The organism is Burkholderia sp. AU30198, from assembly GCF_020419825.1.
Taxonomy (GTDB): Bacteria; Pseudomonadota; Gammaproteobacteria; order Burkholderiales; family Burkholderiaceae; genus Burkholderia.
In genome coordinates this window covers 1-25,874 of the sequence record NZ_JAIZSA010000025.1, presented here as the reverse complement: position 1 = coordinate 25,874, position 25,874 = coordinate 1, and the positions used below count along the sequence as shown (strand labels likewise).

Below are 25,874 nucleotides of genomic sequence, written 5' to 3'. Positions count from 1 at the left end.
TGTCGCTCAAATCGCCAGCTTCGGCTCGCGCGGCATCTCGAGGCCACGCTCCGCAATGATGTTCTTCTGGATCTGTGCGGTACCGCCGCCAATGATCAGCCCCAGGTCGAATCCTTCACGATGCTGCCATTCGCCGCCGGAACGCACTCGCGGGTCTTCCTCCGTCAGCATGCCGATTTCACCGAGCGCATCGAGCGCGAGCACGTCGATCTGATAGCGGGTCTCGCAGCCATACAGCTTCGTGACCAGCCCCGGTAAACCCGGATTCTCGTTGCGGCTCGCGTGTGTGAGCAGACGCATGCCATGACAATGCTGCGCCAACACCCGGCCCTGAAGCCGCATCAGCCGGTCGCTCAGGAGCGGATCGCTCATCACCGGCTCGCCATCGACCGTCTCGCTGCGCATCAGCTTCGCCAGTTCGCTGTAACGACCGAGCAACGCGGCCGGATTGGCAAGGTATGCGCGCTCGTGGCGAAGCGTCGCGTTGGCAACGGCCCAGCCCTCCCCGCGCTTTCCTACGATCTGCCGCTGCGGCACGCGCACATCGGTGAAGAAAACTTCGTTGAATTCGGCACGTCCCGTCATCGTCTTCAACCGGCGGATCGTGATGCCGGGTGTCTTCATCGAGAACAGCAGATAGCTGATGCCCGCATGCTTCGGCGCATCTCGTTCGGTGCGAACCAAGCAGAAGATCATGTCGGCCTCATGGGCAGTCGAAGTCCAGATCTTCTGGCCATTGACGATGAAATCGTCCCCGTCGTCGACGCCCCGCGTCTGCAGCGAAGCGAGATCGGATCCCGCGTTGGGTTCCGAATAGCCCTGACACCACACCAGTTCGCCTCGCAGCGTCGGCGCGATCAGTTCCCGCTTCTGCGCATTGGTGCCAAGCTCGAGTAGCGTCGGAACCAGCATCGAAATGCCCTGGCTGCCGAGGCCGAGCGGCACACCGGCCCGCGCGAACTCCTCGGTGATGAGGTGCTGCTCCATGACGTCCGGTTCCGCGCCGTAGCCACCGTATTCCCGCGGCACCGTACGACCGGTATAGCCGTGCTCGAGCAGCAGCTTCTGCCATGCGAGCTGTGCCGGCCCGGGGCGGCGACCATGCTGCAGCGTGGCCGCCTGATGACCGTGGCGCGCGAGAAATGCACGGACTTCGCCGCGCAACGATTCGTGTTTGGGGTGAAGTTCGAGGTCCATGTAAAGGCCTGCCGTATCGTTCCGATGCAATGTTGAATCGTGCCGCGCCGGTCGGTGTACGACAGCCGGATCGAACGTCAGGATCCCGGTCCTGCCTGCCTGCCTGCCGGCCGCGAGCGGGCACCCATACGTTGCTATTCCAGCTTGTCCGACAATCCGAGCGAGCGCCCGATAATCTCGAGCATGATTTCGGACGTGCCGGCGAAGATGCGCGACACGCGTGCATCGCGATACATCCGGCTGATCCGGTACTCCTCCATATAGCCGGCGCCGCCATGCAACTGAAGGCAATCGTCGATGACACGGTTCTCCAGTTCCGACGTGAGGAGCTTGGCCGAAGCCGCTGTCGCAACCGTCAGACGTCCTGCGTTATGCTCGATGACGAGCGCATCGATCCACGTCTGCATCGCATCGAGTTCCGCGCGCCGGCGGGCCAGCACGAACCGCGTGTTTTGAAGCGCACCAATCGCGCGCCCGAACGCTCGCCGCTCTTTCACAAACGGCAGCGTCAGGTCGAACGCCACCTGTGCGTGCGCGATCGACTGACACGCGCTCAGCAGGCGCTCCTCGGCCAGACCTTCGGTCAAATAGGCGAAGCCGCACGCGGGATCGCCCAGCACGTTCGAGTTGGGTACCCAAACATCCTCGAAAAACAGCTCGGCCGTATCCTGCGCGTCGAGCCCGAGCTTGCTCAACCGTTCCCCACGCTCGAATCCCTTCATCCCGCGCTCGACGACAAAGATCCCGAACGCGCGGCGCTCTTCAGGATTCGTCCGCGCCACGACGAGCACCGCATCGGCATTCAGGCCATTCGATATATACGATTTCGCTCCGTTGATAAGCCACCCGCCATCCCGACGCTCCGCGCGTGTCCGGATACCGGACAGGTCGGAGCCTGCTTGCGGCTCCGTCATCGCAACGGCAAGGATCGTCGTTCCCCGGGCAGCGCCCGCGAGCCACCGATGTTTCTGTTCGTCGCTTCCGAGGCGTCCAATGTAAGGCGCTACCAATCGCGAATGCAGCGTCAGATACACGCCGATGTCGCCATGACGGATCATCTCCTCGTACAGAATCTGCTCGTAGCGGAAATCAGCCATCCCGGCGCCGCCGTAAGCCTCGTCGGCCCACATCAGCAACAGGCCATTCGCGCCGGCCTTCTCGAATATCACTCGATCACAGCAGCCCCGCGCACGCCAGTCATGCACATGCGGCGCAACTTCCTTCTGGATGAATCGGGAAACTGCGTCCCGGAACTGCTCGTGTTCGGGATCGAAGACAAGGCGGTGTGTCGAGAACTGGGACATGGTGTTCGACCGAGAATATAGAGGTTGTCGACGGCAATTCGCCACCGGACGCCTGTATCGAGCATGCCTGCCCGGAAGCCGTCCGTATTGCCGCCATGCCCGGCAGGCGAAGCGATCGGCTCGATGGACACCGATTGCCTCACCATCCGTCATCAGCGCGGTGCCATGCGAATCGCGCCGTCCAGTCGTACACACTCGCCGTTGAAATAACCGTTCACGATCATCGTTTCGACGAGCTGTGCGAATTCCGCCGGCTGGCCGAAGCGCTTCGGAAAAGGCACCGATGCAGCCAGTGCCTCCTTGACGTTGTCGGGTACGGCCTGCATCAGCGGCGTATCGAAGATGCCGGGCATGACCGTGTTGACGCGTATGCCTTCGCTCATCAGATCACGCGCGATGGGCAACGTCATGCCGGTCAATGCGGCCTTCGACGCGCTGTATGCCGCTTGCCCCATCTGCCCGTCCTGTGCCGCCACGGACGCCGTATTGACGACGACCCCGCGTTCGCCGTCTTCCAGCGGCTCCAGCGTCAGCATGCCGGCCGCCGATTTCGCGATGCAGCGGAACGTTCCGACCAGATTGATTTGCAGGATTCTGTCGAAGCTATCGATTGGAAAATGCCGAATCTCGCCGGTCTTCCGGTCGCGACCCGCTGTCTTTGCGGTGAAGCCGGTGCCGGCGCAATTGACCAGTACGCGCTCCTGGCCGTGCGCGACGCGCGCCGCAGCAAATGCCGCGTCAACCTGCTCGTCGGACGTGACGTCGACCTTGCAGAACAAGCCACCGATTTCCCGCGCCAGCGCTTCGCCCTGTTCGACGCTCATGTCGAACAGGGCGACCTTCACGCCGTGAGCCGCGAGGCGGCGTGCAGTCGCGGCGCCGAGGCCCGATGCGCCACCCGTAACGACGGCGGCGGTGCGTGAGTTCAGTTGCATGGCGTCTCCTTGAATCCTTTCAGTGTGAACCGACCTTCAATCGGTTCGGAACGGTTGTGTTCCGCTCGACGTATTGCCCGCACACGGGTGCAAGGTCGAGCGCAGATGCAATCCCGCGTGTATCACGCAGGGTAGTAATGGGCCCCAGCTGCCGCCATCGCACGCATGTTCGGTGTCGCGACATAGGGCGCACCGAGTTCGGCGTGGCGGTCGCACATTGCGACGACGCGATCGAGACCGAGCCAGTCGGCATACTTGAGTGCGCCGCCGGCGTGCGCGGGGAAACCGAGCCCCAGGACCAGTGCCATATCCAGTTCAACCGCAGTCGCGACGATGCGCTCATCAAGCACATGCGCCGCTTCGACGATCATCGGCAACATCATGCGTTCGATGATCACGTCGTCCGGGAAGGCGCTCGAGCCATTCGATTGAAGAGTCGCGACCAGCGCATGGGCATCCGGTGATGGACACTTCGATGGCCGACCCGCCCGGGCGCCGTCGTAGCGATAGAATCCCTCGCCCGATTTCTGCCCGTAGCGTTGTCGTTCGATCATCAGTCCGAGTGCGCTGCCGTCGACTGGTGGCATCCGGTCACGGTAGCCGGCACCGATCACGTCGACGACACGGTCGAGCACGTCCATCCCGATCACGTCCAGCAAGTACGCCGGCCCCATCGGCCAGCCGAAACCTTCCATCGCGCGATCGACGGTTTCGAAATCGGCGCCGTCTGCCAGCAGACGAAGAAATGCGTTGACGTAGGGCATCAGCACGCGGTTGACCACGAAACCCGGACAGTCGCGAACGATGATCGGGGTCTTGCCCAATGCAACTGCGTACCCCGCTGCCGTCGCGACTGCCACATCGCTCGTCCGGCTGCCGCGTACTACCTCGACCAGTCGCATCTTCGGCACCGGATTGAAGAAATGCATGCCAACGAGTTGCTCCGGACGAGCGAGCGAGCGGGCCAGTTCATCGATACCGAGGCTCGACGTGTTCGAAGCCAGCACCGTATCGGCAGGCACCAACTGCTCGAGTTCGGCGAGTACGCGGCGCTTGACATCAGGATGCTCGACTACGGCCTCGATGGCGAAGTCGACGTCATCCAGGCCGACATCGCCGAGCTGTGGCGTGATCGAAGCGTAACAAGCGTCGGCCTGCCGAAGGCCAAGCCGGCCGCTCTCCACATGCTTCGCCAGTTGCTTGCGTGCCGCGTCCATTCCTGCGTCGAGCCGTGCTTGCGCGATGTCCTTCATGCGCGTCGGGATGCCACGGAGTGCGCTCGCGCACGCAATTCCACCCCCCATCGTTCCGGCACCGATCACGGCAGCCTGCGAGACCGGCCTTGCCGCCTGCGCAGAACGCTTGACCTGCTTCTTCAGCACCTGCTCGTTGAGAAAAATCTGGACCAGTGACGCAGCCGCTTGCGTACGCGCGACACGGCCGAATGAATCGGCTTCGTGATCGAGTGCGTCCTCAAGGTCGTGCACTGCAGCGCGCTCCATCGTCTCGGCCGCAATTGCAGCGGCCGGTCGGTTCCGGTCGTGCAGTGCACCGATCCTGGAACGGGCGCGGTCGATAACATCCGCTGCCTCGCGCGCCGATATCGGCAGGCGCACCTTCTTGCGTCGTTGCGCAGCTCGCCAGTCAATTTCGCCTGTTGCCGCGTGGCGCAGCCATGCGAGTGCGGTCTCTCTCAGCTCATCGGGCGCGACGACTTCATCCACCACGCCTGCCGCGACCGCCAAACGACCATCGAACGACTGCCCCGTGGCAACCCAGTCGATCGCGGCGGCCAGACCGGCCACCCGCGACAGCCGAGCCGTGCCGCCCAGTCCGGGAATCAACCCGAGCGAGACTTCCGGGAGCCCGACCCGGGCATTCGACGCCATCACGCGAAACGCGCCGAGCAGCGCCAGTTCGAGCCCGCCGCCGAGCGCATAGCCGTTGATCGCAACCACGCTCGGAACGGGGAGATCCTCAAACGTGGTCACATGCGCGTCGTTCGTGCGTACGGCAGTCGCAATCGCGTCCGCGGATTGCTGGAACATCGCAGAAAACTCCGTGATGTCGGCGCCGACGATAAATACGTCCTTTGCGCTCGTCACAAGCACGCCGCGCACTTCGGACGTCGTGGCAATGCATTCTGTCGCCTTCCGAAATTCGTCGATCGTGCGTGCGTCCAGCTTGTTTATCGTCGCGTCGCGTCGATCGAATCGCAACTCGACAAACCCGTCGTCCAACGGCAGCACGCTGATGTTTTCACCCTGGAACAACAAACTTTCCTCCAATCGTCCGCTACTACCTGATGCGAACCAGTGTAGGCAAGTGCACTCCCGAACTCATCGTCGGAAGCGACGAATTGCACGACGAGTCGTCCGGGCCATACAGTCGTCGCCGTAAACAAAAACGGGCGTCCGATTGGACGCCCGCCTTTCATTGACCGTGTGTTCGACACCACCGGCCCCGAGTCAAACCATCAAAGCGACGACACCAGATGCCCACCATCGACCGCCAGCGCCGCACCGGTAATCCATGAACCCGCATCCGTCGCAAGCAACAGCAGCGCCCCATCGAGTTCTTCCGGCATTCCAAGACGCCTCATCGGGATGCGCTTGAGCATCGCCTTGCCATGCTCGGTTTCCCATAGCCCGTCGGTCATCTCGGTACGCACATACCCGGGCTCGATCGCATTGACGCGAATGCCGTAACGCGCCCACTCGAGCGCCAGGCTGCGCGTCATGTGCACGACCGCCGCCTTCGACGTCGAGTAAGCCGCGATGCCGGTCGCGACCCGTTCGCCCTGTATCGATGCGATATTGACGATCGCGCCGCCCCGCGCCGCGTCCCGCCAGCGTCGGGCGGCTTCCGTCGCGACCAGCCACGCACCGCGCAGGTTGATCGCCATCACTTCGTCGAACCGTTCGATCGGCTGATCGATGGCCAGTCCGTCCCCGGAAATACCTGCGTTGTTGACAACCACATCGAGCGGCGCCCCGGTCTCGGAAATCGTGTCGAACCCCGCCGATACGGAAGCGGCATCGGTGACGTCGAGCGGCAACACCGTCACGCTCGGCGCTCCAAGTTCGCGCAGTTCCACGGCTAGCGCCTCGAGTCGCGCAACCCGTCGCGCACCGACAACGACCGACGCACCGCAGCGGGCGGCCAGACGCGAAAAGTGTTCACCGAATCCCGACGACGCACCCGTTATCAGGACACGTCGCCCCTTCAACTTGATACCCAGATCCATTCCTTCTCCCGTTCAACCGGATGCGTCCATGGCCGCCGTCCGCATCGATGCGCCGCAGCACGTCGACAAGGTTGCAGACTCACCCGAGCCTTTGCGTATAGCGCGCCCTGAGGCGCTTCTTGTCCAGCTTGCCGACGCTCGTCCTGTCGATCTGCTCGACCAACTCGAATGCGTCCGGCATCGCATACGACGGAATGACCCCGCGTTCGACCAGACGACGCATGTGTTCGCGCAACGTGCCCTCATCCAGCGCAGCGTCCGGCTGGGCCTTGACGACGGCCAGCGGTCGCTCGCCCCACTTCTCGTCGGGTATGCCGATCACCGCCACCTCGGCCACGCCGGGACATTGGCCAATCAATCCCTCGAGCTCGACCGACGAAATCCACTCGCCGCCGCTCTTGATCACGTCTTTCGCACGATCGACAAGATGGAGATATCCGTGCGCGTCAAAACGGCCGACGTCGCCCGTGTGCATCCAGCCGCCGTCCCACAGGGCGGCACTGGCTTCATCGTTCTTCAGATAACCCTGCGTCAGATACGGCGTGCGGGCGACGACCTCGCCGACCGACACGCCGTCTTCCGGCACGGGCTCGCCGGCTGGATCCACCACCCGAACCTGCGCCATCAGGATGGGCATCCCTGCCGTCGTGCGGATATCGATATCGCGCTCTTCGCGCACATCGGCATCGTCAATCTCGTCCAGAAGGTCCGTTTTGATCTGGGCCAGCGTCAACAACGGGCAGCTTTCCGACATCCCGTACCCGGTATAGATATCGATGTTGCGAGCGAGCGCCTGCCGGCACAACGTGCGTGGTAACGCGCTGCCGCCGATCAGCACCTTCCAGCGATGAAAATCCGCGCCAGACGCATCCGGCACCCCCAGCACCATGCTCAGGACGGTTGGAACGCAATGTGAGAAAGTCACGCGCTCGCGCTTGACCAGATCGACGATCACCGCCGGTTCGTATCGTCCCGGATAGATCTGCTGCCAGCCGCACAGCGTGGCGATGTACGGATAGCCCCACGCATGCGCATGAAACATCGGCGTAAGCGGCATGTACACGTCGTTGCGCGAGAATCGCCCGTTCTCTCCCGCCTGGGAAACGCTTGCCAGCACCGTCAGGCAATGCAATACGATTTGCCGATGGCTGAAGCTCACACCTTTCGGATTGCCGGTGGTGCCTGTCGTGTAATACAGCGTCGCGCGCGTGTTCTCGTCGAACTCCGGAAACGCATGTCCCGGATCGGCAGCCGCCAACATCGATTCGTACTCGCCCGCCCATGCAAATCCAGGACGCACGACCTTGTCGTCACTGAGACAGATGAAGCGCTTGATCTGCGGCAGCTGATCGCGAATTTGCTGAATCATGGGCAGGAAATCGACATTCAGCAGCATCGTGTCGACGCTGGCGTGATCGAGCGTGTACGCGAGCTGATCGGAGGAAAGGCGAAAATTCGCCGTCATCAGCGTGGCTCCAAGCATCGGAACCGCAAAATAGGCTTCGAGATAGCGGTTGGTGTCCCAGTCGAGCACCGCAACCGTACTTCCTTTGCCAACCCCGATTCTCGACAGCGCGCTGCCGAGACGGTTGATGCGCTCGATCAGCGTCGCATAATCAAAACGTGCGAGGTCACGGTAGACGATTTCCTTGCGTGAGCGCTGCGCGATCGGCGTGACCAGCAGTTGCTTGATCAGCAGCGGAAAGGCGTACGGATTCATGTGTCTCCAGTTCTCTTTTCGTATCAAGGCGCGGCGCGCATACGTGCCGGCAGCCTGTCCCAACTGTAGATCGGATGCGACGCACGGGCATCGTCGGATACGACGATTCGTGTCGACTCGGCAATTCCGATCGCCAGGGCCCGGTCCGGCGGGAAAGTCCCGAACTCAGACACTCGACTGCTTTGCTAGACTATACGGTCCGCTTTCCCGACTTCGCAAATGACATCGCCTTCAGTCGAAGCTCGGCGCATACCGAGCATGAAAGTCAGCCCTCCCGCCGCTTCCTCGTCCCAGGTGATTCGACAGGGTGTCTGTCGATTGCTAAGCGCATCCGCGTCGCCTCGCCTGGTTCTCGTCCGCGCACCGGCTGGCTTCGGCAAGACGACGGCCATGCTGCAACACCGCGCTCGACTCGAACAGGCATCGGTGTCCACCGCATGGTTTACCCTCGACAGCGCAGATAACGATCCCGTCCGTTTCCTGCAGGGCTTTAAGGTCGCCATCGCGACCGTAGTCGGCGACGACGCTTTTTCCGACACGGGGTTCCCGCAATCGGAGACGCTCGGTGAGGCCGCGCTACGCGTGATGAACGTCGTCGCCGGTCTGAAAAAACCGTTCGCGATCTTCCTGGACGACTTCGAAGTGTTACAGGACCCGAGCGTCGTCGCATGGATACGGGAATTCATCGACCATTTGCCTCATGGTGGCCAGCTCGTGATCGGTTCACGCAGCCTGCCGGACCTGCGTATGGGGCGACTGCGTGCGCGTGGGCAACTCGTCGAAATCGATGCGCATGTATTGCGGTTTTCTCTCGACGAGACCGACGAATTCTTCCGTATCGTTCAGGGCGCATCGCTTCCGCAAAGCGAACTGGCACGTCTCCATAACAAGACCGAAGGGTGGGCGGCGGCGTTGTGGCTCGCGTCTGCTTCGCTCCGCCGCAATGATTCTCACGCCGATTTCATCAACCGTTTCTCCGGTACCAATCGCTCGGTTGCAGACTATCTGACCGAGGATGTGTTTGCCCAGCAATCAGAACCGGTTCGCCGGTTTCTGTTGCGAACCAGCATCTTGCGTTACCTGAGCGTCCCTTTGTGTCAAAGGCTTCTGCCCGACATGGATTGCGAACCGATTCTCAACCAGCTCGAGGCGTCCAGCCTGATTGCACTGATCGACAGCGAGGATCGAACCTGGCGATACCACAGCCTGATTGCCGAATTCCTGAAGGCGCAGTTGCAGCGCGACGCACCAGATGACATACCGCGGTTGCATCGGGTCGCATCCGATTGGTACCTGAATCAACGGCGGCCGGTCCCCGCCATCGATCACGCGCTCGAAGGAAGCGATTTCCCGCGTGCGGTCGACCTGCTCGAGAAATTTGCGCTGCCGCTGCTCGCACAGGGAAGGATGCGCCTGCTTTCGCGCTGGTTCGATGCTCTACCCGCGCAGATCCTGTACGACCACCCGATGCTGCTCGCGGCGCGCATCTGGTCCGTCAACTTCACGCGCGGGCCATGGGAAGCCATGGAACTCCTCGAGTCCAGTCGCTTGCAGGAGGTCGACGATCCCCAGGTACGCCCGCACGTACTCGCACTCCGGCCGGTTCTGCTCGCCATGATGGACCGCTCCGAGAAGGCGCTCGAGGTTGGGCGCGAATGCCTGAAGCATTGTCCGACCGGTTCAGTATTCGCCGACATGATGCTCGCTAACGTGATGGCGAACCAGTTCGCCGTTGCAGGCCAACGATCGGAATCACGTCGCCTGCTGGAGATGGCCAGACGCTCGCAAGGCACGGATTTCAGTGCCTTCAACATCATGTATTCCGAAACTATCGAGGCAATTTTCGATCTTCAGGAAGGGCGCCTGCGCGAAGCGACTGCCCGGTTGCGCATTGCAGTAGCGAGCGGCAGCTCGCATCACGATGGCTATACAGGGGGTAATGCCTGGGCCGGATTGATGTACGCGGCAACCGTATATGAAACCAACGACCTCGCACAGGCGGCGCATCTTCTTCAGGTTTACGTCCCCCTCGCCCGCGATGTACTTCTCCCCGATCACGTCATGCTCGGTCACGTGATGCAGTCTCGGGTCGCATTCGCTCGCGGCGACGTAGACGAGGCATTCGAAATTCTCACTCAACTGGAGTATCTCGGGCATGTTCGACGCCTCACACGCATGACTGCCGGTGCGAAACTCGAGCGCGCCCGTATCCTTTTGATGCAGGGACATCATCGTGCGGCACAGGATGAATTGGCGCGTGCAGAGGATCCCGAACTATGGAGCCACGTCGGGCAATTGCACCTTATCGGCAACGATCTCGATTACCTTGAGCTTGCGAAGCTCCGATGGGAAGCATTAGCCGGCGATGCGCAAGCTGTCGTCTCGCGGTTAAACAAAGCAGCAGAACTGGCCGACCAGGAAGCTCGCCATCGGCGCGCGATGAAACTACGTTTGCTTGCTGCAATTGCGGCGCACCGCGCGGAAGACCCAATAGCGGCCCAATCCATACTGGATCCGGTGCTCAAAGCTGCGTGCCGAGAAGGTTTTGTGCGCTTGCTGCTCGATGAAGGCGAGCAACATGTGGGGCCGTTGCTACGACAATTTTCCCGGTCACTTGATGTGAGCGGTGCGGCGTCGTCGGATCCAATCCTGGCTGACTACATCCTCAGACTGGGCCGTGCGTGCGGGCTGGCAGACGAGCCGATCACGCCGGCTACGGCCGATCAACCCAAGCTGCTCGACCCGCTGACACCCAAGGAAATTCGTGTCCTTCAGCTTTTGGCTGAGGGATACTCCAATCAGGCGATCGCGGAGAAGCTGTTCGTATCCGAGAGTACGGTTCGCACTCACTTGCGCAACATCAACAACAAGGTGAGTGCCCATAGCCGCACGCAGGCAGTGGCGATCGCGCGAAAGCTCGGCCTGATCGGCTGACCTGTTGGCGACCACAGAATCTTAGCTCACGGGGGATGCGGACATCAACACTTGACCCGCAGCGCATCGAAGAACACCACCGGATACATCATCTCGAGCGGGCGGCTCTGCCAGCTCAGCGCTTCAGCCATCACCTCGTCGGTGACCGAGCTGATGAAGTCGGGCGAGACCTCGATGCCATAGTGCTCGGCCAGAAATCCCTGAATCTCGCGCACGCTCATGCCGCGGGCGTACATCGCGATGATGCGCTCGTCGAAACCGGTGAAGCGGCGCTCGTGCTTGGGAATCAGGATCGGCTCGAAACTGCCGTCACGGTCACGAGGCACGTCGACCCGGACTGGGCCACGATCGGTGATGACCGTCTTGCCGCTGGCACCGTTGCGCTCGTTGACCTGCCCGGGCGGCTTAGGCTGGCCCGCAGGATAGCCCAGATGCAGATTCATCTCGGCGCCCATCGCACGCTCGATGACCGCCTTGTTGAACGCCAGCATCAGGTCCTGTGTTGATTTCCATCGAATCTTGACCCACCGGGGATGCGGACAAAATCTTGGACTACTTTGGAGGTAGTCCATGTATTCATAGATTGCGAGGCTTGGTCGATTGACGCTCAAGCGCAACTAACGGTCAATCTCGACACACTCCTCATTAAACGTCGTCGCGATGCATCCTCCCCTTGTCTACAATGAGGGGGGCCTCACGTCACTTTCGCTCTCGCGTTCTTCGTCTGCATGAATACAAAGAGGGAGAACGCAGTTCGCAGAGCTTCATGGTGAGAAAGGGAATCGTCGTTCAAGTCAGCCATCGGATCGATACTCAAACGACGCATCGTCAATCTCGCGGCCTGAGAACGCTTGTAATTCCGCCGCCATTCGTCTCTCTGCGCGAGCGCGGCGCCCTCGTACGCCGCCCAGCCCTGCCGCACCTCGTCGCCCATCCGCTCTTGCGCGCTCACCTCTTGCGCAGCGGCCTGCAGTGCCATCCGAGTTTGAGCTTGAACCTTCGCTTCGGTCTCTTGCTGCTCCCGTTCGATGAGGGACTGCTGGACCTGCACCATCTCCCGCTCTGCCTCAGATACCGTCCACCCCTCCTTGAGGGCCTTCATGAAAAAGCCGGCCGGACTCTTCGTCACCTTGCCCAATTTCAGGCTGAAACGGGTACGGTCAATAGCTTGCTCCAGCCGTTCGTCGGTGTAGCTGTCCCGGTCGCCGACGATCTGATTGAACTGCGCTGCTGACAGACCGAATTCCTGCTTCAGCGTCTGGTAGATCACCTTGGCGTGTTCATGCGTATGCAACACCCGTTCCGCAAGGTCCTTCCGGGCGATCCGGAACCGCAAACTGCCGATTTTTCGCGAGCCTGGCAGATTTCGAGTTTCATATGCGAGGGAGATGTCAGCGACCTCATTGATCTGCTGCACTGCCGGCTCGAGCCAGTCACGCTTGAAGTACTTGAACGCCTGCGCGTTCGCGCCCATCTCGCCCTGCCATCCCCGCAGTTCGTCGAGCGTGATCCAATCAGTCACCCCTTCGTCCGCGTGTGGAAGCAGATGGTCGTACATCACGCGAGCGTAGGACAAGGTGAACATCGAAGTGATCCGAAGGCTCAGCCAGTGCGACTTCCCCTTCCCCCGGATGATACCGACCAGGTCTGGCGGCACGCGGAACTGGAAGCGGCCGCCCTGGTAGGAGATCCGGCCAATCAGTTGTGTTGACCCGAACGGTCGCTCGCCATCTGCTTCGGCCGGCGCCGTCGCCTGAATGAGGGCCTTTTGCGCTTCGGTGATTACCTGCTCGAGATGGGTGTTGTTCCGGCTGGAGTAACGCATCAGCCATTTGAAGTAGTCGAGTTCCACGTCGTAAAGGTCGCGGGGCCGCTCGTCATAGGCAACAATAAAATAGGCGGCGTCGATCAAGCGCCTGGCGGCCACACCAAGGTCGACAATGCGAATGAGGACGTTGTTGCGCGAAAAGCCGATGTCGGATCGGGCGCTATCGACCGGCAGCCCCTCTGACGACGCGTCATCGAACAGGGCGAGCGCTAACTGCTGGGACGTTGCCAACTGCCCTCGTTCTACCATGCTGTCCTCAACCCTCTACGTGTATTCGTCATATTGGAGCGTAAGGTACTCGGCTCAAAGTGAACCGTCAAGACAAAGAACCTCACCTTTACGGAATCTGGTCACATATCGCCTCACCTTCTAGCCCATTCGTCTCACCTTCCAGCCCAAACGCCTCACCTTTGCCGCCAATTCCTCTCACCATTCTGTGGATTTTTCCTCACCTTGACGCTCAATCCACAGCGCCTTCAACACATGACACCTCACCTTTCAGCGATAAGCCATTGATTTTTAAAGAAGGGGCGCGTTCTGTTTGTGGTTGGTTGGTTTTCTTTCTTTATAGCAACTTACAAACCCGGCGACCAGAAACCCCGGCGGCACCATGACTGCCCCACTGCCCTGACCGGTTCGCAGCGGCCCTGGCTACCTAAGTGAGAGTGAAATCCTTGAGATTCGGGAGAAAACATCGCTGCTTTGATGGTGAGGTGGATTGTGACTCTCTCTCAGGAACGACGATCTGTCGGCTGTGTCTCGAGAGTAAGGTGAGGTGTTTTGTGCTGATGATCGCTGCGGAGGTCGATGCGGCCGGACTGCGATCCACACAATTCACCTCACCTTGCTTCAATTGCGTGCCTCGGCGCGACTTATAGCGCCTTCGCTGGCGCGAACTTGTTAGTGAGAAGCGCAAGAATTCGGAGCCGGATACGAATTCCATAGCCATTCTTCGGTCTGACGGGTATTCTACGGTTCATGTTGAAAAGCAGCAGAACCGTATAAATCTACATCGGGTGTAGAAAAAACACCTCACCGTTGAATTCAAAAGGAAGCGTCCAATGAAAATGAGCGAGTTGCCGGCAGTCGAGCGGCAGGTGAAGCTATCTCAGCTCGGCGAGTTCGCTAAGCGATTGTCGGTGATGACCGATGAGCTGCGCGAGGACATCCTGGCGCCGCGGCCGCGAAAGAGCCCTCCCGTGTTTACGATCGGAGAGCTGAGCGAAATGTGTGGGCTCGACCGCCAGAAGATCAATTACATGGCAACGAAAGGCGGTGGCGATCTGCCGCCCGGTGAAGCCCACGGTTCGGGCCGTGCGCGCATGTTCACGCTGGTTGAGGCACGCACATGGGTACAGAAAGCATCCAACATTTATCAGACTGCGTTGGTTACCGGCAAGGGCAACCACCGCGGTCGCGTGATGATCACGGCGAACTTCAAGGGCGGGTCGACAAAGACGACGATCACGATGTGCGAGGCACAAGCGCTCAGTTTGCGCGGCCGGCGTGTCCTGGTCATCGATCTGGATCCACAAGCCTCTCTCTCTGAATTGTGCGGTCTCTATGCCGAGAAGGATGTGACGTGGGAAGACACAGTGCTCCCCTTTATCTACGACCCGAGTATCGAAGGTGGACTGGCATCAAAAGTCCAGTCGACGTACTGGGATGGCATCGACGTCATTCCTGCTCACAACTATCTTCACGACGCGGAATTCCATCTGCCGACCGCACAGAAGGAAAACCCGGAATACGAGTTCTGGTCGGTGCTGCGCCGGGGCATTGAGCCGCTCCGTGCAGAGTACGACTACATCATTCTGGATACCGCACCGTCATTGTCCTACCTAACACTGAACGGTCTTATGGCTGCGGATGCGATGGTCATGCCGCTGGTGCCGGAGAGCCTCGATTTCATCTCATCGGTTTCCTTCTGGTCCTTGTTCTCTGAAATCGCAGCGGGCTTTGTCGATCATGAACTCGACAAGACCTATGACTTCATTTCGGTGCTGCTCTCGAAAGTGGACTATGGTGCGGTGTCATCCGCGCCAGCCGTCCGAGTCTGGGCTCAACGGGCCTATGGCGACTGGCTTTCGGCAACTGAGATCCCTGCTAGCTCAGTGATGAGCAATGGTGCGCTTGCCTTGTCGACGGTCTTCGATCTCTCAAGATCGGATGGCGTCGCGAAAACCTTGGCGCGGGTGAAGCAACCTTTGATTGACCACTGTAAATGGATCGACGACCAGTCGGTCGCGCGCTGGAGGGCTGAGGCATGAGTAACTTGCGAGAACGGATGATGAGCAAGACAGCGGGCTTGCGCGCAGCCAAGGACATCGAGCTCGCTGCGCAGCCTGAGAAGCCTGCTGCCCCAAGAACTGCTCCCGGAATGGCGGGCGCGCTCGCGACCGCGCAGGCGCGAATCCTGGAACTTGAGAAGAGCGGCAACTCTCTTGAGCTTCCCCTCGCTTCGATCGTGCCGAACCCGTGGCAACCTCGTCGGGTGTTCAATGAGGCGAAGCTGACGGAGCTTGCAGAGTCGATCCGTGAGGTGGGGCTGATTCAGCCAATCGTCGTTCGGAAGGCGGCGTCTGGCTACCAAATCGTCGCAGGCGAGCGCCGTTGGCGCTCGCACAAGATGCTTGGGAAAGGGTCGATCAAAGCCGTCATCGTTGAGATTTCCGATCAGGATATGGCGATGCTGGCGCTGGCTGAGAACGTGGTACGCGACGGCTTGGCGGACTACGAGATCGCTAGCTCTATCCGGGAGACCGAAAAGGAGTTTCCGAGCCGTAAGCGAATGGCCGAGGCACTGGGGATCTCGCGATCTGAACTCTATCGATTCCTGTCGTTCGCGGACCTACCGAAATTCGTTATCAAGGATCTCGACCTGCAGCCTCGCTTGCTGGGTGCCCATGCCGCGGAGGGGCTCGTTGCAGTCCTGCGCAATCAAGAAGGACGCGCATTCGAGATTGCGGAGGAGTTGTGGATGCAGGTGGTTGCTGGCGATCTCGATCAATCGAAGCTTGCAAAAGAGGTCAAACTGGCGATCGAAAACGACGGGAAGGCTGGCACGGTGAGCGATCGGAAGATCGACAAGATTTTCGCAGGTAAGAATCAAGCCGGTTCGATCACGAGAGACGCGGGCAACTTTACGGTGAAGATCAAGGCCGGGATGCTCACGACGGAGAAAGAGGAAAAGATCAGGGCGCTCATTTCACAGCTGTTTGCTGAGCCAGACTGAAACCTTTCCAGATTCGTCCGAGCCCGCTGGTTGCGGGCTTTTTTGGGGGCGCTGCGAGGTGTCCCCATTGGGGACACGAGCCACCCGCTGGCAATTAGTCGACGAAGAATTGGGCGCTGTCCCCAATGGGGACACGCGCCCTATCGACCGTCCCTCCGTCCGGTCGAGTTTGGTCTTTCACGCGTGCGGGAAAATAGATTCAAGCGCTCAACCACGCCGCTTAGTATTGGAGGCCAGTCGATCGGTAAAGCGGAAGCAAGGGGGCATTTCGCCCCGCTCCTCAATCCACTCGCACGAGTGCTTCCGCAAACGACGAGTGCTGCAGGCCACTCAGAACACCGAAAGGATTTCGAGGCAGCGAGCGTCAATTAGCCGGCGGACGAGCTGCTCGCCGGTGCCGTCGATTTAGTGCTCGGCAACTTGTCGCCCATCAACGCTCGAAGCTCGCGCGCCAATTCGTCGATTGCATCACAGATTGGTCCATTCACAGCCTCGTCGATCTCTATCCACCTTTCAGCTCGCTTCGAGTCATGGGTGTTCATCGAGACGGTAAAGTTGAACCGGTTGCCGTGGACCATAAGCTTCTGCCGAATGTCCTTCAGCAAGCGTGCGGACGCCTCGGGGAGAAAGATTTCATTCTCCGGCAATGACTCGTCGAACTCCCGCGACGCTTCAACCAGCGCCGAGAACAGCGGCTGATCGTCTGCCTCGATGTTTCGCATCGGCGACGTCAAATGCGCCAGCGCACGATGGAACCTCAGCAACTTTGCATGGATCGTCTTGATCGCGTCAAACCGCCGTGTCGTCAGGGCAGACAACAACGTCGTGCGTTCTGCGTTGGCCGCTGCTAGTTGCGAGCGCAGCTTCTCGATTTCAGCATCGCTGCTGCGTTTCAGCTCCGCCTTGTGCACTTCGAGGCGGTTGTCTGAATCACCCTTCAACTGCGATTTCAGGGCCTCGAGCCTCGTGTCTGCATCGCTCTTGAGATCGGCCTTTAGTCTTTCCAACACCTGGGCGTATTGCGAGTCGACGCCGCCTTTCACCTTGGCCACGAACCAGGTCTTCGCTACAAGCGCAAGCACCACTGCTCCAGACAGGCCGGACAAGAACGATGTGAGAACTGGATGCAGCGCCGCCCATCCTTGTTCGACCAGGGGTTGCAGGTTGGCATCGGGCATATGGGTGGTCTCCAGTGATTTCGGTGGTCTGTCGGTGCCCGCAGGCGGGGCGGGGCGTTTTGGGCGCCAGACCACATGGCGGCACGCCGTCAGACTTCAAGGGCGGCATCGCATGATATTTCCCGCGCCGAAGAGCTTCATATCTGGCAGCTACCCCTATGACATGCGACGCTTCTTTGAGGGATCGAGGGTGATACCAAAATTTGGTATATGATGCTTCCATCATGAGGAGGTGCGCGATGGCACGGAATACATCGATCTCGCTGGGGGATCACCTGACCCAATTTGTGGACACGCAGGTCGCGTCCGGTCGCTACGGCTCTGCCAGCGACGTGGTGCGGGCGGGGCTGCGCTTGCTCGAGACGCAGGAAACCGAGTTGCGGGCGCTGCAGGAAGCCTTGAAGGCCGGCGAGGCCTCCGGCGCGCCGGCCGCGTTTGACAGCCAGGCGTTCCTAGCCCGGATGCGGACCAAGCATGCCAGTTAAGGCGCGCACGGTGCGCCTGACGCCGCTGGCGGAGACCGACCTCGAAGACATTTGGACCTATACCTATGAGCATTGGTCGCTCGAGCAGGCCGAGCTCTACGTCGGCGAGCTGACCGCGGCGTTCGAGCGGTTGGCGAGCGGCGAGCGGGTGGGGCGGCCGACGCGCGCGCGGGGCGATTATTTGCGCTACCTGGTCGGTTCGCACGTGGTCTTCTATCGCGAAGCGACGGAGACCCTGGACGTGATCCGGGTGTTGCACCAGCGCATGGACGTCGACCGGCATCTCTAGCGGCCGTAGCGCCGGCGGCAGACGCCAACATCAATGGAGATTTGAATGAACCACGACGCGAAACGGATTTATGGCGAGCTGCGCGATCAGGTCGAGCAGTGACAGGCGGCGTTTCCCGATCAAGCCATCGTACTGGTCGAAATCCCGTCGGTTGGTGTCTCGAGTGGCAATCGCGGCGCGCTGGAGCGCAAGGCTTTGCTGCAGAGCGTCAGCCTTCACCCGGATGGCACGATTTGGTTCAATGCGGTTCCGGGCACGCGCGCGGCCGGTAGTGTCGGCATCTGGCACGCGGCCAGCATGCGGGTAGAGCTCTCGCCGGTGAAGCGAGCTGAGTTCGCCGGATTCGCCGCGCCCGATCGCGTCTGGTTCAGCGAGCTCGACGCCGGTTAGAGAGCGTGACGCACCCGGCCACAGCCGGGCTTTTCATGGGCGATGCAATGCTGTATCAAGATATATCTCCAAACAGCATTGCGCCGGGTCCGCCACCGGACGTCGTCGCTCACGCGTCGCCGCGCCGTTCCAGCCGGCTGGCGGTGCGGACCGCGCCGGCCGCCTCCGCGGCCGCCGTCGTGAACCGCTGCCAGGCGATCTCGAGCTCGACCATCCGGGCCTCGGCCTCGGCCGCCAGCCGTTCCCGGTGGAGCGCCAGCCAGGCGGCCAGCGCGTCGGGGTCGGCCCGATCGTTGGCCCGGCGGCCGGGCGTGGCGAAGTGGCGGTGCAGGTCGTTGACCGACACCGCGTGGCCGAACAGCACCCGCATCAGCTGCCGCGTGGTCGTGATCGTCACATCGGGTGGGGGTGGGGCGATCGCCTGGACGAACGTGATCACCGCGCGGGCCCGGGCGCGGCGCTTGATGCCGCTCATCAGGCCGCGCAGGTGGCGGCTGCGGAGATCGGGGTGCTCGAGCATGGCCTGCACGGCCGCGTCGTGATCGGCTGGCGTGAAGAAGGTCATCATCAAACCGTGCTGTATAGAGATATATCTTTATACGGCACGGTTTCAGGTGCGTCGAGCGCGGTACGAAAGTGCTACATCTGATAACTCTACTTATCAGACGGGTCACTTTTCGTCGTCAGATTGCCCATTCTCCGCTACACTTGCTCCAGACCCTTTGCCGGCGCGGCCGAGCGGAGTAGGGCGCGCCATCGCGCCGCGCCCGCCCGTCCGCGACATCGTCGACGCGCCGTGCGGCGCGCCACGGTTTCCGTCACGCCCGACACACCGCCGACCCCCAACTGCCCCCTCCGGAGCGCCCGATGAAATTGACCATGACCGCCGGTACCGCGCGCCATCTGACGTACCCGCAGCAGGACTGGACCGACGACGCGCGTGGCCTCTCGATTGCGCTGTTCGCCGGCCACGACGCGACCGTCCAGCTCGAACGCGACGGCGGCGTCTACCTGTATTACTTGGGCTACACGACTGAGCCGTTCGACACGGTTGCGGCTGCCAAGCAGGCCGCCCCCGCCTTCACACGGGAGGTGCTGGCGCACCTCGCAAGCCTCATCCACGACAAGGACCCGTCATGACCCGCACCCCCTCTTCGTTCGCCACGCTGGCGAATTACTCCCTGGTCGACGTCGGCGGCTACAGTTGGATGACGCTACCCCGGAGTGACGGCTCGGTCGAACTCAGCCCGAGCGGCGAGCCGCGCCTGCCCGACGTCGCGATTGTGGAGCGGCCCGGCGACAACGGCATCCCGACGTACCGGGCCACGGTGCGTGCGGCCGGCATCTTCGAGTTGACGGCTCGCCACGACGGCTTCGCCAGTGCGGAAGCGGCTGTCGAGTGGGCGACCGCGTTCGAGTTCGCGACCCGACCGTGCGGCAGTCTGACCTGGTATGCGGTGATCGGCGCGGGCGTGGCGGAGATCGCCGCCTTTGAGCACGGTGGCAGCGCCACCTACGTGGTCAAGCGGCGCCTGCAACTCGGCAAGCAAGCGGTCGAGTTCTCGATCACCGATCTGGCCTATACCGAGACGCCGAAAAGCATCGTCAGCTTCGAACAGGCGTCGGCGATCGCGCTGACGATGTCCGACTATGTGATGGAGCTGATGCGCACCGCATGAGCGACAACGCCGGCGGGGAAGCCCGCAAACACCACTACGTGCCGCAGTGCTACTTGAAGGGGTTCACACACGACCGGCGCAAAGACTCGCGGCTCTATGTCGTCGACGCTCGGCGACGGCGGGACTTCTACACGACGCCGTCGAACATTGCGGCCGAACGCGACTTCAATCGCATTGACGGCGATGACCCGAACGCGATCGAAGCCATTTACGCCGACTTCGAATCGAAAGCCGGCCCGGCCCTGGTTCGCACCGAGGCCCGGCGCGCCGTCGGCAGCGAAGCGGATCTTGCCGTCCTGCTCGAACTGGTCGCGCTGTTCGCGGTGCGAAGCCCGCGGCAACGGGAGAATCTGCGTCAGTTTTACGAGCAGTCCGCGGGCGCGATGATGAAACAGATGGTCGCGACCAAACAGCGTTGGGAGGCCCAGGAGCAGCGCGCGATCGCCGCCGGACGCACGGCGCCGTCGGACATCAGCTACGAGGCAATAAAGGCGCTTGTGGACGCGGGGGAATACCGCGTCGACGTGACGACGACTCGACACGTGGTGACGGAGCTCGAATTGCTGCCTACCGTCTACGACCTTCTGCATCGTCGGACCTGGGTGGTGCTGCGCGCCGCTGCGGACTCCGGGGGCTTCGTGACCAGCGACAATCCGGCGACGCTCTGCTGGGACGACGAGGACCTGGCGGCCGGCTTTTATTCGCCCGGCTTCGCGTCGACCGACACCTCGGTGGTCTGTCCGCTGTCGAAAAATCTCGCCCTTCGCGGCTGCTTCGACGGCCGCTCCGGCATCGTTGATCTACCTGCGGATCTCGTTGCCGCCGTCAACACGCGGACGATCGCGTTCGCGGATCGCCAGCTCTATGCCGAACATGATCAGTTCGTGTTTGTCGCGCCAGATGGAAGCGTGCTGAAAGGCCATGAATTGGTTTCTCTGCCACCTGCAGAGTCGTCTGCGCCTGAGCCTTCGGGTGACCCATCATGAACCTTGCGCCGATCGGCCTGATCTCGGCCGTTAGTCTGCTGCCGCTGTTTGCCTGTCCGAATGCGCTGCCCAGCTGGGGGCTCGGCTGGATCACCCGGCGGTCCGCGTGGCTGCACCCGGCGCCACCTGGAGGCCAGTGACGTGCGTGCTTCACCCGCTCGCGCGACGCTGCGCCTGACCCCGGCCCACTTCGCCCTGTACCGCGCGTACCTCGAAGGGCTCGACGAAGCGACGCTGCACGCGCACTACGGCGTGCCGGGCACCGACGTGCGCGTGACCCGGCGCACGCTCGCGACGCTGCGCGACACGCTGACGATCGCCGCGCGCCGCGCGCGTGACATCGACGCCGCGCACCTGCTGCGCCTGAAACCCGGCAGCCTGCCGCGCGACGCGCATGCCGGCGCCGCGGCCGGGCACGAGGTGCCGACGCTCGAGGAATTCCGCATCGCGGTGGATCCGGACGCGTTTTACAGCGAGCGCGAGCTCGTCGCGCTGTACGTCGAGACTTATCCGCCAGTGTCGTCGCCCGCGCTCGAGCGGAAGGTCGCGCGCAATCGGCGCCTGCGCGAGCGACAGGACGCCGCGCTCGCGCGGATGGAAGCGAGTCTCGTCGAAGCGCCGCAGCTGGAGCACACGCTCGACGGCTGGTTCGACGGCAGGCTGGTCGCGCGTCTCGCAGCCGCTGGCGTGACCACCTTCGCCGAGCTGTTTTCGCTGATGCGCGCGCGGCGCCACCGCTGGTATCGCGCGGTGCCGCGGCTCGGCGCGATCGGCGCGCAGCGCATCACGGATTTCATCGCGCAACATCCGGACACGCTCGGCTACCTGTCGCCGCTCGCGGTCACGCCGCGCCGGCAGCTGGCCGCCGGCCATCCGGCGCTGCAGCCGGTGCCCGGTGCGCTGGCCGACGTGGCGCCGCTCGAGGCGCTGCGCGTGCCGGCCGCGCTTGACGGCTCGGCCGGGTTGAACCGCGCGCCGGTGCCCGCACACCAGGCCGAACTGAATACCGACCTGCAGGCGGTGCACGCGTGGATCGCGATCCGCGGCGCCCGCAGTGAGGCGACCCGCCGCGCGTACCGGCGCGAAGCCGAACGGCTGCTGCTGTGGGCGATCGTCGTGAAGGGCAAGCCGCTGTCGTCGCTGAACACGATGGACTGCGCCGAATACCTCGACGGGTTCCTGCGGGATCCGCAGCCCGCCGCGCGCTGGATCGGGCGCGGCCGCGTCGAACGGTTCGACCCGGCCTGGCGGCCGTTCGTCGGCCCGCTGTCGGAGCGTAGCCGCGACACCGCACGGCGCATTCTCAATGCGATGGGCGCGTGGTTGGTCGGCCAGCAATACCTGCGCGTGAACCCGTTCGCCGGCTTGCCGGCGGCGCCTTCCGTGCCGATCGACGCGACCGGCCGCACGCTGACGCGCGCGCAGTGGCAGTACGTGCTGCAGACCGTGCTGCGGCCGCAGTCCGCATTCGATGTATCGGCCGAGCAGGCCGCGAATCAGGCGACCACCGCGCGTGACGCGTTCCTGCTGCTGTTCGCGTACGCGACCGGCCTGCGTCGCGCCGAGCTTGCCGCGGCGACCACCGGCGCGCTCACGCGCACCGCGCTCGACGGCGCGCTGGATGACGCGTGGAGCCTGCGGGTGATGGGCAAGGGCCGGCGCGCGCGCACCGTGCCGATGCCGCGCCGCTTGATCGATGCGCTGCGCGCGCAGCTGCGCACGCGTCCGGTACCGCTTTCGCTCGAGACGGCGCCGGCTGACACGCCGCTGATCGCGCATCTCGTGACCGGCGAGGCGCTGCATCCGGACGTGGTCGGGCGACTGTTCAAGGGGATTTTTGCGCGGGCCGCCGACCAGCTGGCGCTCACGTACCCGAACGCGGCCGCGGACCTGCGTCGCGCCAGCACGCACTGGCTGCGCCACACGTTTGCGAATCACGGCCTGGACGCCGGCGCCGACATCCGCGACATGCAGGAGCTGCTCGGCCACGCGAGCCTGGGCACCACCACGCTCTACACCAAGGCGGACGCGGTGCGGCAGTTCCAGTCGGTCGAGGCGTTTTTCAACGCGGCGCTCGACGGTGCGGCAGAGGCGGGCGGGGGGCCGACGGCGGCCGCGATGCCGGCGGCCACAGCGCGTGCCGCACCGAGCCCGGCCTCGCATGCCGTCGGCGCGAATCCAGCCGGCGCAGTGCCGACGATCGCCGTGCACGTGGCGCTGAAGGTCGAGCCGAAACGCGCGGGCGGCCGCGGCCGGACCCGAGTGCTCGAGCGCATCGAGCGCGAAGTGCTGGCCGGCATCCCGCGCACGCCGACCCGCGATGGCCTGACCGTGCTGCAGGTGCCGTTCGACCACGACGACACGTTCGACCGGCGCGTCGACGACCTGCTGGTCGCGATCGCGCTGACGGCCGAGCAACATCGCTGTACGTCGGAAACCGAGGCGTGGGCGGAGGTGGGGGGCGACCGGTGGCGCTGGTAGAGCGCACCAAACCCGAAACCGATAGCCCGGCCAGAACGGAACAGCAGGACAAACCGCACAACTAATCGAGAGAGACCCTCTGATGAAAACCTGAGAACCGTGCTCGGCATTCGCAAGTCCGCGCTGTCACTAGCCGAGTCACTTCATTGGTACGACCCCATACTGATCGTTGTGGTATATATCTGAACGGGTATAATGCCTGACTAGGAAACGGCGCGGCTTCGGCGTTACCGCACTGTAGTCAGTGCGTGGTGCTGAACGAGACGTGGTCGAACGGTTGTGCCTATCCGTAACGCGGTGGGCGGGAGAATGTGATGAGTCGCAAAACTAGTCCGCGGAGTGCCGACGATGTGCTGAACGATCTCGGTTTCGGCGATGCGGAGGAGCTATCGGCGAAGGCTGCCCTTGCGCTCAAGCTCAATGCATTAATTGATCAACGTGGGCTTAGTCAGACCGCGGCCGCAGCCATTACTGGCATGACTCAGCCAAAGGTATCGCAGGTACGCCACTATAACCTCCAGAACATTTCGCTTGAAAGGCTGATGCAGGCGCTGGTGTCGCTTGACCAACGTGTCGAGATCATCGTCCAGCCTGCTCGACGTGCGCACGGAGCAGGTATTTCGGTCGCAGTCTGACGGTTGATGGCAAGAACAAGAATGGGGGTGCAATGAAGTTCGCGTATGAAGACCTCAGCGACGACCAGTTCGAGCGCTTGATAGTGCTTCTTTGTCAGCGCTTGCTCGGCATTTCGGTGCAAGGTTTTGCAAAGGGGCCCGACGGGGGACGAGATGCCAAGTTCGTTGGTATCGCTCAACTCCACCCAAGCACGACGGCCCCATGGAACGGCACGACCATTGTTCAGGCCAAGCACACCAACGGATACAACCGCAGCTTCTCCGAGTCAGATTTTTTCAGCAAGTCCACCGAGAACACGGTGCTCGGCAAGGAGATTTCTCGCATCAGAAAGTTGCGCGTGGCGAAGCGACTCGACCATTACATGCTGTTCGCCAATCGTCGCCTGGCCGGAAATGCTGAAGCGGAGATATGCGATCACATTGCTGCGCAGTGCGAGATTCCGATCTCGTCGATTTACCTCTGCGGCCTAGAGCAATTGGAACTCTGGTTGAAGCGCTTCCCCGAGGTGGCGAAGGAAGCCGATCTCGATCCGGTCGATTCGCCGCTGATCGTCAGTCCCGATGATCTGGCTGAGGTGGTGCAAGCCTTGGCACGGCAAAAGGACGGCGTCGAGGCCCTGCTCGATGATCCCCCGACCGCGCGTGTGACAGCCTTGAACTTCCTTTACCTCATGGGCTTGATCGAGTATCGCCCGAAGACGGACGCCATCGAATATGTGGGGCCCAATGAAGCTGTCTAGACTCTATTCCAATAAGCCGGATGTGTTCGAGCCCGTGGAGTTCGTCCAGGGATTGAATGTCGTCATGGCGGAAATCCGGCTGCCCGAGAATCGGAACAAGGACACCCACAACCTCGGCAAGACCACGCTCGGAAGACTGCTTGACTTCGGCTTCTTGGCTAAGCGTGACCCCAAGTTCTTTCTTTTCAAGCACCTTGAACTGTTCCAAGACTTCATCTTCTTCCTTGAGATCGAACTGGAGGACGCTTCGTTTGTGACGGTCCGGCGTGGTGTCGAGGAAGCTACGAAGATCAGCTTCAAGCGTCATGAGGCTGGGCGCCAAGACTTGTCGGGGCTACCGCTGGCAGAGTGGGATCATCAAGACGTGCCTTTCGACCGGGCGCGCGATCTGTTGGACGGATTGCTCGACTGGCGCGCGCTCAAGCCTTGGGGGTTTCGCAAAGGCCTGGGTTATTTGCTGCGTTCTCAGGATGATTTCCGTGATGGGGCCTGTCAGTAATTTCGTGTTCAAGGCATATGATGCTCCCAAGGAGAATGTATGCCTCGCAAACCGAAAACCAAGCCGGCGGAGCTGCCGGCGATTCCCGCCGAGTTGCTGGAGCAATTCGGCA

General features: G+C 62.1%; 22 protein-coding genes and 1 pseudogene. 12 read left to right on the top strand and 11 right to left on the bottom strand.

All coding sequences use genetic code 11. The features are described 5' to 3' along the window. Positions 1 to 6 precede the first annotated feature (6 nt). From LGN19_RS35440 to LGN19_RS35415, 6 genes are all read right to left on the bottom strand, one after another. Positions 7 to 1,197, bottom strand: coding sequence for an acyl-CoA dehydrogenase family protein (locus LGN19_RS35440; protein ID WP_175223227.1), 1,191 nt, complete (start codon positions 1,195 to 1,197; stop codon positions 7 to 9). Positions 1,198 to 1,331: 134 nt separating this feature from the next. Next, a complete protein-coding gene (locus tag LGN19_RS35435; RefSeq protein ID WP_175223226.1) occupies positions 1,332 to 2,501 on the bottom strand; it encodes an acyl-CoA dehydrogenase family protein in 1,170 nt (389 codons plus the stop codon). Between the two features lie 152 nt (positions 2,502 to 2,653). Further along, positions 2,654 to 3,436 (bottom strand): SDR family NAD(P)-dependent oxidoreductase, encoded by a 783-nt coding sequence (locus LGN19_RS35430; RefSeq protein ID WP_175223225.1) that lies wholly within the window; start codon positions 3,434 to 3,436, stop codon positions 2,654 to 2,656. A 122-nt stretch (positions 3,437 to 3,558) separates the two neighbouring features. After that, positions 3,559 to 5,709, bottom strand: a complete 2,151-nt coding sequence (gene fadB / locus LGN19_RS35425) for a fatty acid oxidation complex subunit alpha FadB (protein WP_226219814.1) — start codon at positions 5,707 to 5,709, stop codon at positions 3,559 to 3,561. Positions 5,710 to 5,912: 203 nt separating this feature from the next. Next, positions 5,913 to 6,683, bottom strand: coding sequence for an SDR family NAD(P)-dependent oxidoreductase (locus tag LGN19_RS35420; RefSeq protein ID WP_175223223.1), 771 nt, complete (start codon positions 6,681 to 6,683; stop codon positions 5,913 to 5,915). 79 nt (positions 6,684 to 6,762) lie between these two features. Continuing rightward, a complete protein-coding gene (locus LGN19_RS35415) occupies positions 6,763 to 8,403 on the bottom strand; it encodes a fatty acid--CoA ligase (RefSeq protein WP_175223222.1) in 1,641 nt (546 codons plus the stop codon). 258 nt (positions 8,404 to 8,661) lie between these two features. Between LGN19_RS35415 and LGN19_RS35410 the strand changes: the two genes are divergently transcribed. Then, positions 8,662 to 11,337, top strand: a complete 2,676-nt coding sequence (locus LGN19_RS35410) for a LuxR C-terminal-related transcriptional regulator (RefSeq protein ID WP_226219813.1) — start codon at positions 8,662 to 8,664, stop codon at positions 11,335 to 11,337. 50 nt (positions 11,338 to 11,387) lie between these two features. Here LGN19_RS35410 and LGN19_RS35405 read toward each other — a convergent pair. Then, positions 11,388 to 11,837, bottom strand: a pseudogene (locus tag LGN19_RS35405) (transposase); the annotation flags it as partial. A 194-nt stretch (positions 11,838 to 12,031) separates the two neighbouring features. Beyond that, complete coding sequence (locus tag LGN19_RS35400) at positions 12,032 to 13,414, bottom strand: replication initiation protein (protein ID WP_175223220.1); 1,383 nt, start codon at positions 13,412 to 13,414, stop codon at positions 12,032 to 12,034. Between the two features lie 812 nt (positions 13,415 to 14,226). Between LGN19_RS35400 and LGN19_RS35395 the strand changes: the two genes are divergently transcribed. Together LGN19_RS35395 and LGN19_RS35390 are read left to right on the top strand one after the other, a co-directional pair. Then, on the top strand, positions 14,227 to 15,435 hold the full coding sequence (locus LGN19_RS35395) for a ParA family protein (RefSeq protein ID WP_175223219.1): 1,209 nt from the start codon (positions 14,227 to 14,229) through the stop codon (positions 15,433 to 15,435). Then, positions 15,432 to 16,400 (top strand): ParB/RepB/Spo0J family partition protein, encoded by a 969-nt coding sequence (locus LGN19_RS35390; protein WP_226219812.1) that lies wholly within the window; start codon positions 15,432 to 15,434, stop codon positions 16,398 to 16,400. The genes LGN19_RS35395 and LGN19_RS35390 overlap by 4 nt, the downstream gene beginning before the upstream one ends. Positions 16,401 to 16,768: 368 nt before the next feature. Here LGN19_RS35390 and LGN19_RS35385 read toward each other — a convergent pair whose 3' ends face one another. Next, positions 16,769 to 17,578, bottom strand: a complete 810-nt coding sequence (locus LGN19_RS35385; RefSeq protein ID WP_226219811.1) for a hypothetical protein — start codon at positions 17,576 to 17,578, stop codon at positions 16,769 to 16,771. 239 nt (positions 17,579 to 17,817) lie between these two features. Here LGN19_RS35385 and LGN19_RS35380 point away from each other — a divergent pair, with 239 nt between their 5' ends. After that, positions 17,818 to 18,063, top strand: coding sequence for a type II toxin-antitoxin system ParD family antitoxin (locus tag LGN19_RS35380; protein WP_175223216.1), 246 nt, complete (start codon positions 17,818 to 17,820; stop codon positions 18,061 to 18,063). Continuing rightward, entirely contained in the window at positions 18,053 to 18,352 is a 300-nt protein-coding gene (locus tag LGN19_RS35375; RefSeq protein WP_226219810.1) for a type II toxin-antitoxin system RelE/ParE family toxin, read from the top strand. The genes LGN19_RS35380 and LGN19_RS35375 overlap by 11 nt, the downstream gene beginning before the upstream one ends. A 30-nt stretch (positions 18,353 to 18,382) precedes the next feature. Here LGN19_RS35375 and LGN19_RS35370 read toward each other — a convergent pair whose 3' ends face one another. Next, the gene (locus LGN19_RS35370) at positions 18,383 to 18,640 is read right to left on the bottom strand and encodes a hypothetical protein (protein WP_226219809.1); all 258 of its coding nucleotides are present in this window, start codon (positions 18,638 to 18,640) and stop codon (positions 18,383 to 18,385) included. Between the two features lie 211 nt (positions 18,641 to 18,851). After that, entirely contained in the window at positions 18,852 to 19,310 is a 459-nt protein-coding gene (locus LGN19_RS35365; protein ID WP_226219808.1) for a hypothetical protein, read from the bottom strand. A 299-nt stretch (positions 19,311 to 19,609) separates the two neighbouring features. Between LGN19_RS35365 and LGN19_RS35360 the strand changes: the two genes are divergently transcribed. The 7 genes from LGN19_RS35360 to LGN19_RS35330 all read left to right on the top strand — a co-directional run bounded on the left by LGN19_RS35360 (position 19,610) and on the right by LGN19_RS35330 (position 25,762). Then, positions 19,610 to 19,882, top strand: a complete 273-nt coding sequence (locus tag LGN19_RS35360) for a hypothetical protein (protein WP_226219807.1) — start codon at positions 19,610 to 19,612, stop codon at positions 19,880 to 19,882. Continuing rightward, complete coding sequence (locus LGN19_RS35355; protein ID WP_226219806.1) at positions 19,879 to 20,421, top strand: hypothetical protein; 543 nt, start codon at positions 19,879 to 19,881, stop codon at positions 20,419 to 20,421. Before LGN19_RS35360 ends, LGN19_RS35355 begins: the two co-directional genes overlap by 4 nt. After that, positions 20,418 to 21,407: a DUF4238 domain-containing protein gene (locus LGN19_RS35350; protein ID WP_226219805.1), complete on the top strand. Its 990-nt coding sequence runs from the start codon at positions 20,418 to 20,420 to the stop codon at positions 21,405 to 21,407. Before LGN19_RS35355 ends, LGN19_RS35350 begins: the two co-directional genes overlap by 4 nt. A gap of 141 nt (positions 21,408 to 21,548) precedes the next feature. Then, positions 21,549 to 23,888, top strand: coding sequence for a phage integrase family protein (locus LGN19_RS35345; RefSeq protein WP_226219804.1), 2,340 nt, complete (start codon positions 21,549 to 21,551; stop codon positions 23,886 to 23,888). A gap of 314 nt (positions 23,889 to 24,202) precedes the next feature. Next, complete coding sequence (locus LGN19_RS35340) at positions 24,203 to 24,523, top strand: helix-turn-helix domain-containing protein (RefSeq protein ID WP_226219803.1); 321 nt, start codon at positions 24,203 to 24,205, stop codon at positions 24,521 to 24,523. A 32-nt stretch (positions 24,524 to 24,555) separates the two neighbouring features. Continuing rightward, the gene (locus tag LGN19_RS35335) at positions 24,556 to 25,263 is read left to right on the top strand and encodes an ABC-three component system middle component 8 (protein ID WP_226219802.1); all 708 of its coding nucleotides are present in this window, start codon (positions 24,556 to 24,558) and stop codon (positions 25,261 to 25,263) included. Beyond that, positions 25,250 to 25,762 carry a hypothetical protein gene (locus LGN19_RS35330; RefSeq protein WP_226219801.1) on the top strand — a complete coding sequence of 171 codons (513 nt, stop codon included), beginning with the start codon at positions 25,250 to 25,252 and terminating at the stop codon, positions 25,760 to 25,762. Before LGN19_RS35335 ends, LGN19_RS35330 begins: the two co-directional genes overlap by 14 nt. Positions 25,763 to 25,874 lie beyond the last annotated feature (112 nt).